This is a genomic window from Pseudomonas sp. p50(2008), assembly GCF_015351605.1.
Classification (GTDB): Bacteria; Pseudomonadota; Gammaproteobacteria; order Pseudomonadales; family Pseudomonadaceae; genus Aquipseudomonas.
In genome coordinates this window covers 257,573-269,759 of record NZ_JACMYF010000007.1, presented here as the reverse complement: position 1 = coordinate 269,759, position 12,187 = coordinate 257,573, and the positions used below count along the sequence as shown (strand labels likewise).

General features: G+C 60.3%; 11 protein-coding genes. 2 read left to right on the top strand and 9 right to left on the bottom strand.

Going from position 1 to position 12,187, the window contains the following annotated elements; all coding sequences use genetic code 11:
• Window positions 1-144: 144 nt before the first annotated feature.
• The 4 genes from H7698_RS20900 to H7698_RS20885 are packed head-to-tail and all read right to left on the bottom strand — an operon-like array spanning window position 145 to window position 6,456.
• Window positions 145-1,509 (bottom strand): heavy metal sensor histidine kinase, encoded by a 1,365-nt coding sequence (locus H7698_RS20900; protein WP_194692696.1) that lies wholly within the window; start codon window positions 1,507-1,509, stop codon window positions 145-147.
• The gene (locus H7698_RS20895) at window positions 1,499-2,176 is read right to left on the bottom strand and encodes a heavy metal response regulator transcription factor (protein ID WP_077044915.1); all 678 of its coding nucleotides are present in this window, start codon (window positions 2,174-2,176) and stop codon (window positions 1,499-1,501) included. Before H7698_RS20895 ends, H7698_RS20900 begins: the two co-directional genes overlap by 11 nt.
• Window positions 2,177-2,185: 9 nt before the next feature.
• Window positions 2,186-5,299, bottom strand: a complete 3,114-nt coding sequence (locus tag H7698_RS20890; RefSeq protein ID WP_194692695.1) for a multidrug efflux RND transporter permease subunit — start codon at window positions 5,297-5,299, stop codon at window positions 2,186-2,188.
• On the bottom strand, window positions 5,296-6,456 hold the full coding sequence (locus H7698_RS20885) for an efflux RND transporter periplasmic adaptor subunit (protein WP_194692694.1): 1,161 nt from the start codon (window positions 6,454-6,456) through the stop codon (window positions 5,296-5,298). Before H7698_RS20885 ends, H7698_RS20890 begins: the two co-directional genes overlap by 4 nt.
• 259 nt (window positions 6,457-6,715) lie before the next feature.
• Between H7698_RS20885 and H7698_RS20880 the strand changes: the two genes are divergently transcribed.
• Both H7698_RS20880 and H7698_RS20875 read left to right on the top strand, forming a co-directional pair.
• Complete coding sequence (locus H7698_RS20880; protein WP_194692693.1) at window positions 6,716-7,042, top strand: type 1 fimbrial protein; 327 nt, start codon at window positions 6,716-6,718, stop codon at window positions 7,040-7,042.
• A gap of 140 nt (window positions 7,043-7,182) precedes the next feature.
• Window positions 7,183-7,440: a hypothetical protein gene (locus tag H7698_RS20875; RefSeq protein WP_162437246.1), complete on the top strand. Its 258-nt coding sequence runs from the start codon at window positions 7,183-7,185 to the stop codon at window positions 7,438-7,440.
• 153 nt (window positions 7,441-7,593) lie between these two features.
• Here the strand turns inward: H7698_RS20875 and H7698_RS20870 are convergent, their stop codons facing one another.
• The 5 genes from H7698_RS20870 to norR all read right to left on the bottom strand — a co-directional run bounded on the left by H7698_RS20870 (window position 7,594) and on the right by norR (window position 12,097).
• Complete coding sequence (locus H7698_RS20870) at window positions 7,594-8,343, bottom strand: YkgJ family cysteine cluster protein (RefSeq protein WP_162437247.1); 750 nt, start codon at window positions 8,341-8,343, stop codon at window positions 7,594-7,596.
• Between the two features lie 145 nt (window positions 8,344-8,488).
• On the bottom strand, window positions 8,489-8,815 hold the full coding sequence (locus H7698_RS20865) for a hypothetical protein (RefSeq protein ID WP_162437248.1): 327 nt from the start codon (window positions 8,813-8,815) through the stop codon (window positions 8,489-8,491).
• A gap of 57 nt (window positions 8,816-8,872) precedes the next feature.
• Entirely contained in the window at window positions 8,873-9,331 is a 459-nt protein-coding gene (locus tag H7698_RS20860) for a GNAT family N-acetyltransferase (RefSeq protein ID WP_194692763.1), read from the bottom strand.
• A gap of 27 nt (window positions 9,332-9,358) precedes the next feature.
• Window positions 9,359-10,261, bottom strand: a complete 903-nt coding sequence (locus H7698_RS20855; protein WP_162437249.1) for a chemotaxis protein CheV — start codon at window positions 10,259-10,261, stop codon at window positions 9,359-9,361.
• Between the two features lie 285 nt (window positions 10,262-10,546).
• The gene (gene norR / locus H7698_RS20850) at window positions 10,547-12,097 is read right to left on the bottom strand and encodes a nitric oxide reductase transcriptional regulator NorR (RefSeq protein ID WP_194692692.1); all 1,551 of its coding nucleotides are present in this window, start codon (window positions 12,095-12,097) and stop codon (window positions 10,547-10,549) included.
• Window positions 12,098-12,187: the final 90 nt, after the last annotated feature.

Below are 12,187 nucleotides of genomic sequence, written 5' to 3'. Positions count from 1 at the left end.
CGGTGGTGAGGGGATTTATCCCCGTTCGGCTGCGCAGCAGTCGTAAAGTTTTTGGGGCCGCTGCGACGTTTCGCCAAATCCCCTCACCACACCGCAACCGGACGCAGGTTTCGCCAGCTGCTACAGGGTTGTTTGGGACTTGGTTCAGACAGGCAGGTGAATCCCGAAGGTGTTGACGCCCTGATCACTGCGCACGAACACATCCCCACCATGCATCAGTGCAATCGCCTTGACGATCGCCAACCCCAACCCATGGTTGTTTCCGCTGTTGCTACGCGAGGCGTCGACCCGATAGAAACGTTCGAACAACCGCGACAGGTGCTCGCTGGCAATCGGCGATCCCGGATTGGCGACGCCGATACTCACCTGATGCGCCTCGACCTCGATCCTTACCTGAATCACCTGTCCAGGCTCAGTGTGCTGCACCGCGTTGCTCAGCAGATTGATCAGCGCCCGACGTAAATGAGCGATCTCGATCCGCACTTGCGCATCGCCACTGACCTGTACCCGAACCTGTGCATCTTCAAGGATGAAATCCAGATATTCCAACGTGGTCGCCACTTCATCCGCCAGGGAGGTTGACGTCAGTTTGGTGGCCTTGCTGCCCTGATCGGCACTGGCCAGGAATAGCATGTCGTTGATGATCGAGCGCAGTCGCTCGAGTTCTTCAAGGTTCGATTGCAGTACCTCGAAGTAATGCTCCGCCGACCGGCCGCGAGTCAGTGCCACCTGGGTCTGGCCAATCAGGTTGGTCAGTGGTGAGCGCAGTTCATGCGCCACGTCGGCGTTGAAGGATTCAAGGCGCGAGTAAGCCTGTTCGACCCGCTCCAGCGTGGAGTTGAAAGAGTTGACGAATTGATTGAGCTCCGGCGGCAGTGGCGATAACTGCAGGCGCCCGGACAACAAGGGCGGCGCCAACCGTTGCGCTTCCTGAGACAGCTTGATCAGTGGCTTGAGGCCGATCCGCGCCACCCAGTAGCCCAGCGCCGAGGCCAGCAGCACACCAATGATCGCCAGGCTGATCAATGCGATCAGCAGGTGATGTTGCGTCTGGAAAAACGTCTCGGTGTCGATTCCGATCATGAAACGCAGCGGCGGTCGCTGGTCCTTGGCCGGGAACAGACTGACCAGCACTTTCAGGGGGTAGGGTTGTTCGGGTAATTTCAAGTCGCGCATGCCCAGCGGACCTTCGGCGAACGCGCGAATCTGCGGTGTCAGGTTGCCGTATTCGTAGTGGGGGTCGCCGCTGATAATCCAGAAGCTGATGCGTTTGTCTTCTTCGCCAAGCAGCTTGAGCTTGTTATTGATCTTCACCCAATGCTCGGGCGTGCCGTAACGGCCGACGGTGGATTCGAGCACGCTGTAGCGCGCGTCCAGTTCCGCTTCCGGCAGCAGGCCCAAGCCCTTGTCGACCTGTTGATACAGCGCCCAGCCAATCAACAGGAACACCAGCAGCGCCACCAGCGTGAACATTCCGCTCAAACGCAAGGCAATCGAATTACTGGACACCACGGCTCTCCAGCACATAGCCCATGCCACGAATCGTGTGCAGGAGTTTCTCGTCGAATGGCCCGTCGAGCTTGGCGCGCAGGCGCTTGATCGCCACTTCGACAACGTTCGCATCGCTGTCGAAATTGATGTCCCAGACCATCTCCGCAATGGCGGTTTTCGAGAGGATTTCGCCTTGGCGGCGGGCCAGCACGCTGAGCAGCGAGAATTCTTTGGCCGTCAGGTCCAGGCGGGTGCCGGCGCGGGTGGCCTTGCGGCTAATCAAATCGATCCACAGGTCGGCGATGCTCACCTGCACCGGTTCATGGCCGCCGCTGCGCCGGGTCAGGGCCTGCAAACGCGCGACCAGTTCCAGGAAGGAAAACGGTTTGCCGAGGTAATCGTCGGCACCGTCGCGCAGACCTTTGATGCGGTCTTCGACACGCTCGCGGGCGGTGAGCATGATCACCGGGGTTTGCTTGCGCGCACGCAAGGCGCGCAGTACGCCGAAGCCATCGAGGCCCGGGAGCATGACGTCGAGGACGATCACCGCGTAGTCGCTTTCCAGCGCCATGTGCAAGCCCTCGACGCCATCGCGCGCGAGATCCACGGTGTAACCCTGTTCCGTCAGGCCACGGTGCAGATAATCCGCGGTTTTTTCTTCGTCTTCGATAATCAGAACGCGCATGACCCCGCCTCAGTCTGTGTTCGCCAGCCCCGGCATCGCTGCGGGTGCTGGAGTGGGTGAGCCCCGGTGGAAAACCCGCTCAAGCCACAAGTATATGACCGGAGTGGTGAACAGCGTCAGCGCCTGGCTCACCAGCAAGCCACCGACCACCGCGATACCCAATGGCTGGCGCAGCTCGGCGCCGGTGCCGTAGCCAAGCATCAGCGGCAAGGCGCCAAGCAGGGCGGCGAGCGTGGTCATGATGATCGGCCGGAATCGGGTGATACAGGCCTCATAAATCGCTTCTTCCGGCGGCAAGCCACGATTGCGTTGTGCGTCGAGGGCGAAGTCGATCATCAGGATGCCGTTCTTCTTCACGATCCCGATCAGCAGCACCAGACCGATCAGCGCCATGATCGAAAAGTCCTGGCCGCAAATCCACAGCATGATGACCGCTCCGAGCCCCGCAGAAGGCAGCGTCGAAATGATGGTCAACGGATGGACGAAGCTCTCGTACAGCACGCCGAGAATGATGTAGACCGCCAACAGGGCCGCAAGAATCAGCCATGGCTGGCTGGCCAGCGAACTCTGGAACGCCTGGGCCGCGCCCTGGAAGTTACCGCTCATGGCCGCCGGCATGCCGATCTCCGCCTTGGCCTGGTTGAGCATGATCACCGCATCGCCCAGCGCGACGCCGGGTGCCAGGTTGAACGACAGGTTGGCAGCGGGAAACATGCCGTCATGGGCGATGGACAGCGGGCCGACCGTTGGCGCATCGAATTTGGCCAGGGCCGACAGAGGCACCATTTCACCGCTCAACGGCGACCGCAGGTAGAAGTAGTTGAGGCTTTCAGCTTTGCCGCGTTGCTGGGTGTCCAGCTCCAGGATCACGTTGTACTGGTTGATCTGGGTCTGGAATTCATTGATCTGCCGTTGCCCAAAAGCGTCGTACAACGCTTCGTCTACATCGCTGGCGGTCAGCCCGAAACGCGCAGCGGCGCTGCGGTCGATACTGATGTGCGTAATGCTGCCGCCCAGTTGCAGGTCATTGGAAATGTCGCGGAATGCCGGGTTGCTGCGCAGTTTTTCCGTCAGGCGCTGGGTCCAGGTGCTGAGGGTCGCGCCATCGTTGCTCTTGAGTACGTACTGGTACTGCGCGCGACTCGGGCCCGAGCTGAGGTTGATGTCCTGCCCGGCGCGCAGGTAAAGCACGATACCCGGGACTTTCATCAGTTGTGGGCGAATCCGGTCGATGAACTGACTGGCCGAGACATCGCGGTCACCACGCTTTTTGAGGGAGATCCAGAATCGGCCATTGGCGATGGTCTGGTTGCTGCCGGAGACGCCCACCGAATGGGAAAACGCCTGAACGGCAGGATCGGCGGCGACGATTTCGGCCATCGCCAGGTGTTTTTTCACCATGTCGCCGTAGGAAATATCGGCGGCGGCTTCGGTGGTGCCGAGGACAAAACCGGTGTCCTGCACCGGGAAGAAGCCCTTGGGAATGAAGATGTAGCCTGCAACTGCCAAGCCCAGTGACAGGGCAAATACACCGATCATCAATTTCTGATGGGCCAGGGCGCGGCGCAGCAGTTTTTCGTAGCCGGCCAGCAAACGTTCGCCGAACGTCGGTTTGCTGTGGGCGTGATGCACAGGCGCACGCATGAACAGTGCAGCCAGCGTCGGTGCCAGCGTCAGCGAAACCACCACCGAAATCATGATGGTCGACGTTGCCGTCAGCGCAAACTCCTTGAACAACCGCCCGACCACGCCGCCCATGAACAGCAGCGGGATGAACGCTGCCACCAGCGAGAAACTGATGGACACCACGGTGAAGCCGATCTCGCCGGCGCCCTTGATCGCCGCCTCGCGCATACCGTCGCCGGCCTCCAGATGGCGGTGAATGTTCTCCACCACCACGATCGCGTCGTCCACCACAAACCCAACGGCCACCACGATCGCCACCAGCGTCAGGTTGTTCAGGCTGAACCCCATGATGTACATCAGGGCGAAACTGGCGATCAGCGATACCCCCAGCACCGCCGACACGATCAACGTTGCTGACCATTGGCGCAGGAACAACGCCATGACCGCCACCACCAACAGGACGGCGATCAGTAGCGTGATTTCCACTTCATGCAGGGAGGCGCGAATGGTCTGTGTGCGGTCGACCAGCACCTTGACCTGGACCGAGGCCGGCAACATGGCTTCCAGCGCCGGCAGGGCCGCCTGAATGCGGTCCACGGTCTCGACGATGTTGGCCCCCGGTTGACGGGAGATCACCAGGTTGACCCCCGGCTGATCGCCGGCCCAGGCCTGAACGTAGGCATTTTCCGAACCGTTGACCACTTTGGCCACGTCCTTGAGGTGAACTGGCGCACCGTCCTTGTAGGAAACGATGAGCTGGCTGTATTCCTCGGGATGGAACAACTGGTCATTGGTGGACAGCGTCGAGATGCTCGACTCGCCGTACAAAGCACCTTTGGCCAGGTTAAGACTGGTCTTCTGGATCGCCAGGCGAATGTCCGCGAGCGTCAGGCCGATGGCGGCGAGTTTATCGGCCGAAGCCTGCACGCGAATCGCGGGACGTTGCTGACCGGTAATGTTGATTTGGCCTACGCCGTCGATCTGACTGATCTGACGGGCGAGCAGGGTTTCCACCAGGTCGCTGAGTTCGGTGCCGGGCATCTGCGTCGAATTGACGCTCAGGATCAGCACCGGGCTGTCGGCCGGGTTGACCTTCCTCCAGGTCGGCAACGTCGGCATGTCTTTAGGCAGTTTGCCGGCGGCGGTGTTGATCGCGGCCTGAACTTCCTGCGCGGCAGTGTCGATACTTTTGTCGAGGGTGAATTGCAGGGTCAGGTTGGTCGAGCCCAAGGCGCTGCTCGAGGTCATCTGGGTCACGCCGGGGATGGCGCTGAATTGCACTTCAAGCGGGGTGGCCACCGATGAAGCCATGGTTTCCGGACTGGCGCCGGGCAACTGCGCGGCCACCTGAATTGTCGGGAACTCGGCTTCCGGCAGCGGAGCGATCGGCAAGCGCGGAAAGGCGATAACGCCGAGCAATACCAGGGCGAAGGTCAGCAGGATCGTCGCCACCGGATGATCAATGCACCAGGCGGAAACCGAGCCATGACCCTTCATGGCTTAGGCTCCGATTGAACCACCTGCGGTGGCTCGGTCAGCACCTGAACCGTCGAGCCTGGCTTGAGCCGAGACTGACCATCACTGACCAACACATCGCCCGGGTTCACGCCTTTGATGATGTCCTGGCCGCTGCCTTGATAGACCATCTGTACCTGGACGGTTTCGACCTTGTCGCCTTTGACCCGGTAAACGAAATGCTGATCGAGCCCGCGTTGTACGACGGTAGGCGGGACCACCAGCGCATCTTTATCCAGCGCTGTCTGGATTTTTACCGTCACCAACAGACCGGGCCACAGCTTCTGTCCGGCATTGTTGAATTCCGCCTTGGCGCGGATGGTCCCGGTGTTGGCGTTGATCTGGTTGTCGATGAGGGTCAGATGGCCTTCGCCCAGTAGGTTGTCGGTCTCACCGTCGGTGTCGGCGCCGATGTAGGCCTTGACCTGAGCATGCTCCGGGTCGTTGATCAGGCCTTGCAGGGTCGGCAGCATTTGCTGGGGTAGCGAGAACTCCACCGCGATCGGATCGATCTGGGTCACCGTAAACAACCCTTGGGTATCCGTCATGCGCAGGAAGTTACCTTCGTCCACGGTACGAATACCGACGCGACCGGTCACCGGGGAGCGAATCTGGGTGTAGGAAAGTTGCACCTGTGCCGCGTCGATCGATGCCTGATTACCCTGTGCCGTGGCCTTGAGCTGGTTCACCAATGCTTGTTGCTGATCGTAGGTCTGCTTGGAAACGCCATCATCGACGCTCAACAGTTTGTAGCGCTTGAGGTTTACCAGGGCCACTTGCAGCTGCGCCTGACTCTCGCCCAGTTGTGCCCGGGCCTGATCGAGGTTGGCGCGAATCGTGCGGTCATCGATGGTGGCCAGCAGGTCGCCGGCCTTGACCAACTGACCTTCCTTGACCAGCAATTTGGTGAGGACGCCGTCGATCTGCGGGCGCACGACAACGCTATGCAGCGACAGGACCGAACCAATACCGGTGACATAGCGAGGGACGTCTTTTTCGGCGACGTTGACCACCCGCACGGGGATTGCGGTGGGTGCCGCGAGTTTCGCCGTGGCCGGTTTTGTCACGTACCAGACGCCCAGCGCTAACAGCGCGATCAGAAGGGTGGCGAGCAGGACGGGTTTTTTCTGAATTCGCATGCGAGTCGGGCGCCGGGCAGAAGAGACGGAGGGACGGTCAGGTTTATACCTTCCTTATAGCCCTGTTACACCGTCAGGAAAGTGACTGCTAACTGACGGCGCTGTCAGTTTCGTGCGCGCCTGCGCGAAATATCCGCGTACAACGCGGTCCCGTGTGTGGACAGGGTTGCTAGCGACAGGAACTACGCTGACTAAAGATCTTTTCCTGCGGGCAGATACAAAAGGTGTGACCTCAAAACAATAACGGAGTGGCCTTGAAATGAAGCTGAAATTTCTATTTTCGAGTGTGCTGTTATTTATACCGCTGGCGGTGACTGCCGCGCCCAGGAATGAGTCGGGGCAGATCAGTTTTGTCGGTCAGATTGTTGAGGCCGGATGCGCGGTAGAGCAGGCCGGGGCTGTGCAATTCACCGAGTCTCGACGTCTTCAGGTTACCCCGGGGGTGAGCGTAGAGGTGAACACCTACCGAAATGCTTGTGCTCGCGGCTCGATGCCTCTTACGGCGACGTTCGAGCGCTTGAGTTCAGACGGGATCGGCGTGGTGACAACGTCTGAAAAGGGCATCGTCACCATCACCTACCTGTAGGAAGCAGCGGGCAGGGTCGAGGGGAAATTCTTTCACGGCCGACCGAAGGTGCGCGTGCGTGTGTCGGCCGTGCAGGTATACTGCCGCCTTTCGCGGCTCGCTGACCGGGCCCGACTCTATTGCATCACCCCGGAGCTTTCATGACTTCCCCGACACAACCGCCGGTTGCCGCCGCTTTGAGCGACGACCAGGCAGACCTGCCAGACAGCGTCGACTCCAGCGCAGACAGCGAAACCAAAGCCGCCATCCCGGCGTTCAAGTTTCCGTTCAAACCGGGTGACCTGGCAGCGGCCAAGAGCGCCAGCCAGCCGTGGTACAAGAACGGCGCTAAGAACGGCCACACCAAGACGCCAGGTGCCGCGCCTCCGGGTACTCGTCGTTCGATGGGCAAGCGTTAGGTTTCAGATCTTTGTTATCCGCTGTACCGCTATCGTCGGAACGCCGCCCGGAGCAAGCTTTGCTCCCACATTTAAACCGCGCCAGGCGCGGTTCGGTGTAGGAGTGAGCCTGCTCGCGATGAGGCTATCTCAGGCACAGCACCTCTGGCTGAATCAAGCCGCCCGCAACGAGATGAACGCATAGTTCGGCGTCATCTCGCGTGCCACTTCCGCCCCTGCCGCCAGCACCTGCCCGGCGACGTCTTCACCTGACAGATGAAACTGCCACTCACTGCCCCATTCCGGTAGCGTTTGCCCGATCACCTCATCAAGGGTCGTGGCAAACGCCGTCATGTCCGGCAGATAGGCAGTGAATCCGTCACCTTTGAGCGCGGTGGTGCGAATCCCCAGCAACGCGCAAATCGCATCCTTGGTTTGAATCTCGTCACGATCCGCCTGACGGGAACGATGGATCAACCCTGCCAGTTCCTGATCCACCAATTCACCCCCCACAATCAGATCCGGTCCTTTTTCCCACGACTCCGGCGGACATTCCTTCACCGCGGTGTTCAGGGGGATGTGCGGATTGATTTCCATCGGGTAGATGCGGCACACCAAGGGGCGACGTTCATAGATGCGACAAAGGTTGTCTTCGTCAAGATTCCGGCAGCGACCGGCGTTGTACGCAGCAAAGGTGATGGCGACGTACGCGTCGGACTCGCCGCTGCGAACCACCGCCGAGCGGCGTTCGGCGTGTTCGCGCTGCTGCAGGGGCAGCCCGAGGCCATTGCCCAGAAAACCTTCGACCAACACGATCACCTGGCCGCCGTCATTCGCCCACATGCGGGCTTCTTCCAGGGTCAGGGGGACATGGTGGTCGTTGCAGCATTTGCCGCAACCTACGCAGGAAAACGTCGTATTCATTGAGCGGTCAGTCGCATCCGGAAGCAGGAATCGGCGACAGAAAGCCACCGCGAAGACCTGCGTCGAAGCAAGTTATGCGCCACACATCCGTGTTGATGGCGAGAACCGGTCATGCACGGCGCGCAGCATTATCCGATCTGACCGGTCACTGCGCCTTAGTGGTTGGGCGAATGGAATCCCATTCGGTGACGTAGGCGGTTTTGGTTTTCTTGTTGTAGAGGCACAACTCGGTCCCTTGCTGGCCTTTCATGTGTTTTTGCGGGTATTGGCCTTGCAGCAGGAGGGCGGTGTAGTCGACCCGGTCATCGAACTGCGCGGACTTGCCGACGGGTTTGACGTTCTTCAGGCCGCTGGCCTTGGTGCAACTGGCGATCACGGCCTTGTCGTAGGCAGTCCAGGCGTCGGGGCTGGAAGCGTTGGCGTGGGTAGCCAGAGCCGTGAGGCAGAGAAGGGACAGAGTGCTGGCTTTCATGGTTCAGGGGTCCTTGGGCTTTTGGTGGCCAGTATGCCTGATGGGGCGATAGCGGTATCAACCCGGAACCAGTTCCCGGCGAACGACACGCATCCCGACACTTTCATACAGATGCTGCGCCCGAACGTTGTCCTCCAGCACCTTCAAATCCACAAACCCTTCGCGCCGCTGTTGAAACACGTTGAACGCATGCAGCAGTAAAGCACGTCCCAATCCCCGGCCCTGGGCTCGAGGATGCACCACCAGGTTCTTGATGTAGGCGCTGGTCCAGCACTGGGCCACGCCCACGACGCCTTGAGCATCCAGCGCAATAAAGCACAGGCTCGGATCGTACTCGGGGTCGGTTTCAAAGCGCCGTTGCCAGAGATCCAGCGCCGGTACTCGCCCGCCGCCTTGCTGATAACCCATTTCCATCAGCTGATGAACGGCCTCGGCCAGTTCAGGACGGTAGTGGGTCAACACGATGTCCTGCGGCCAGATGAAGTCAGGCACAGCCTCGGTGAGGTTGCGCCGCATCAAGAAACAGAATTGCTCAGCCAACACTCAATGACCCTGTTCTGCGACAGCCTTGGCCGCTGTGATCAGGCACTTGGTCAGGTCGGGTGAGGAAAACTTCGTCAGCACGGCATTCGCGCCCGCCAGTCGCGCCTTTTCGCTGTTCATCGCGCTGTCCAGCGACGTGTGCAGCAGCACGTAGAGGTGCGAGAAGTCAGGTGTTTCGCGAAGGGTCCGGGTAAAGGCGTAGCCGTCCATCTCGGACATTTCGATGTCGGAGACGATCAGGTTGATCTGCTGATCAGTGCCTTGCAGGTCCAGCAGGCAGTCGATGGCTTCCTTGGCGCTGCGGGCGGTATGGCATTGCAGGCCGAGGTTGCGCAGGGTGTGTACCGATTGTTGCAGCGCTGTCTGGCTGTCATCGACCACCAGAATTCGCGCGGTGCCGAGTATTTCGGCGTCTTCCATGCTGAGTTCGGTCGGGGCTGATTCGATCTGGGCCGGGGCAATGCCGTGGATGACTTTCTCGATGTCCAGCACCTGCACCAGCGTACCGTCGACTGACGTGACGCCGGTAATATACGAGCGCAGGCCGCCAGAGCCATAAGGCGGTGGGCGGATGTCAGTGGTCAGGCAGTGGACGATCTTGCTCACCGCCTGGACGTGCAGGCCCTGCTTGGAGCGACTGACGTCAGTGACGATCAGGCAACCACCGTTGGGGTCCTCAAGCGGACGTTCGCCGATGGCCCGACTCAGGTCGATCACCGACAGGGACATACCGCGCAAGGTGGCGATGCCTTTGACGTGTGGATGCGATTCCGGAAGCCTGGTCAGTGGCGGGCAGGGAATGATTTCACTGACTTTCAGCAGGTTGATTGCCATCAGCTTGCCGCTGCGCAAGGTAAACAGCAGAAGCGAAAGTGAGTCTGCGCGGGCTTTGTTGGAAGACATAAAAACCTTCTGTGGAAAAAGGTGGCAGGCGATCGCGGGATCGCCAACAGCTATCGATGCCGGGTTATCGACTCGTAAAGGGCAGGCTTTAGGTTAATTACCCGGCATCACCGACCGACGCGACCTATGTAGCAGCTGGCGAAGCCTGCGTTCGGCTGCGCAGCAGTCGTCTATATAGTCGACCCAGTGACTCAACGGGACCCGATACTCAGGTTTCACGACTGCTTCGCAGCCGAACGCAGGCTTCGCCAGCTGCTACATGAAACGTGGTGAATGGAGGGTGTGTTATTTCATGCCCAATCGCTTGGCCATCCGCCCGAGATTCGCCCGGTCCAAGCCTAGCTCACGCGCTGCGCTTGCCCAGTTGTTGTGGTGGCGCTCAAGGCAGGCGCCGATCAGTTGGCGTTGATACTGCTCGGTGGCTTCGCGCAAATCTCCCGACACCAGCGGCACCGGAGCGGCGGCGGAGGGTTGTGCGGTCACTTCAATGCTGCCGTTGGGCAGGTCCAGGTCCGCGGCACTCAAGCTGAGAATCTTCGGTCGTTCCTTGCAGTTGCCCAGCGCCTTCAAGGCACTGCGGCCAATCAAGTGTTCCAGCTCTCGCACGTTGCCAGGCCAGTCGTACGCCAGCAATGCAGCCTGGGCATCGCTGTTCAGGCGCAGGCTGTTCAAGCCCATGCGCGAGCGGTTCTGTTCGAGGAAGAAGCCGCTGAGCAACAGCACGTCGCGGCCTCGGTCGCGCAGGGCGGGCACCAGCAGCGGGTAGACACTCAGGCGGTGATAGAAATCGGCGCGGTAGCGACCGCTGCGTACCTCTTCCGCCAGGTCACGGTTGGTCGCCGCGATCAGGCGCACGTCCACCTGATGCTCCTTGTCCGACCCCAGGCGCTGCAGTTGGCCACTCTGCAGAACACGCAGCAGCTTTGCCTGCACCGTCAGGGACAACTCGCCGACTTCATCCAGAAACAGTGTGCCGCCATTGGCCAGTTCGAACTTACCGCGTCGATCATTCATCGCACCGGTGAACGCACCTCGGACATGGCCGAACAGTTCGCTTTCCACCAAGGTGTCCGGCAGTGCGGCGCAATTGAGGCTGATGATCGGTTTATCGGCGCGGGCAGACGCGGCGTGGATGGCTTGGGCGACCAGTTCCTTGCCCACCCCGGTTTCCCCGGTGATCAACACGGTCAGGTCGCTGCCGCCCACCAGGTTGATTTCTTCGACCAGGCGCTTGTGGGTCTTGCTCTGGCCGATCATTTCGCGGTTCTGCTGCCCGCTCGCCTGGCGATAAACCTCGGCGCGCTGATGCTCGTCTTCGACACGATTGGCCAGGCGCTCGATGCGTTCGGCAGCGTTGACCGTGGCGGCGGCGAGGCTGGCGAAGGCTTGCAGGGCGTCCAGTTCGATCGGTTCAAAGCGTTCCGGATCAAGGGCGTCAAGGGTCAGCAAGCCCCACGGGCGCTCGTCGATGAACAGCGGGCAGCCCATGCAATCGTGGACTTCAAGATGCTCATCCAGGCCAGCGACCAGACCGTCGTACGGATCGGGCAGTTCGCTATCGGCGGCGAACCGGGTCGGTCCGGGGCTGCTGAGCAGCGCCGCGAAACGTGGATGTTCACTGACCTTGAAACGTCGACCGAGGGTGTCGGTACTCAAGCCGTCGACTGCCAGTGGCACCAGCCATTCGCCATCAAGGCGCAACAGCGCTGCTGCATCACAGGGCAGCAGGGCGCGCATGGCTTCGAGCAAGCGCCGATAGCGCTCACCTTCCGCAAGTTCGCGGGACAGGTCAGCGACCAGTGGAAGCAATGTCGTCAGCAGGGATTTTGCAGTCATAGTGACTCCGTGTAGTCGGTACGACTATACAGAAGCCTGTGTCTAAATGACTATGATCGTTTTAACACATTGATTTATAAGGATAAATAA

Bases quoted from the DNA above. Each gene is read 5' to 3' on its own strand.
- H7698_RS20880 (WP_194692693.1), top strand. From the start codon at position 6,716: ATGAAGCTGAAATTTCTATTTTCGAGTGTGCTGTTATTTATACCGCTG.
- H7698_RS20870 (WP_162437247.1), bottom strand. From the start codon at position 8,343: ATGAATACGACGTTTTCCTGCGTAGGTTGCGGCAAATGCTGCAACGAC.
- H7698_RS20865 (WP_162437248.1), bottom strand. From the start codon at position 8,815: ATGAAAGCCAGCACTCTGTCCCTTCTCTGCCTCACGGCTCTGGCTACC.
- H7698_RS20885 (WP_194692694.1), bottom strand. From the start codon at position 6,456: ATGCGAATTCAGAAAAAACCCGTCCTGCTCGCCACCCTTCTGATCGCG.
- H7698_RS20895 (WP_077044915.1), bottom strand. From the start codon at position 2,176: ATGCGCGTTCTGATTATCGAAGACGAAGAAAAAACCGCGGATTATCTG.
- H7698_RS20855 (WP_162437249.1), bottom strand. From the start codon at position 10,261: ATGTCTTCCAACAAAGCCCGCGCAGACTCACTTTCGCTTCTGCTGTTT.
- norR (WP_194692692.1), bottom strand. From the start codon at position 12,097: ATGACTGCAAAATCCCTGCTGACGACATTGCTTCCACTGGTCGCTGAC.
- H7698_RS20875 (WP_162437246.1), top strand. From the start codon at position 7,183: ATGACTTCCCCGACACAACCGCCGGTTGCCGCCGCTTTGAGCGACGAC.
- H7698_RS20860 (WP_194692763.1), bottom strand. From the start codon at position 9,331: ATGCGGCGCAACCTCACCGAGGCTGTGCCTGACTTCATCTGGCCGCAG.
- H7698_RS20890 (WP_194692695.1), bottom strand. From the start codon at position 5,299: ATGAAGGGTCATGGCTCGGTTTCCGCCTGGTGCATTGATCATCCGGTG.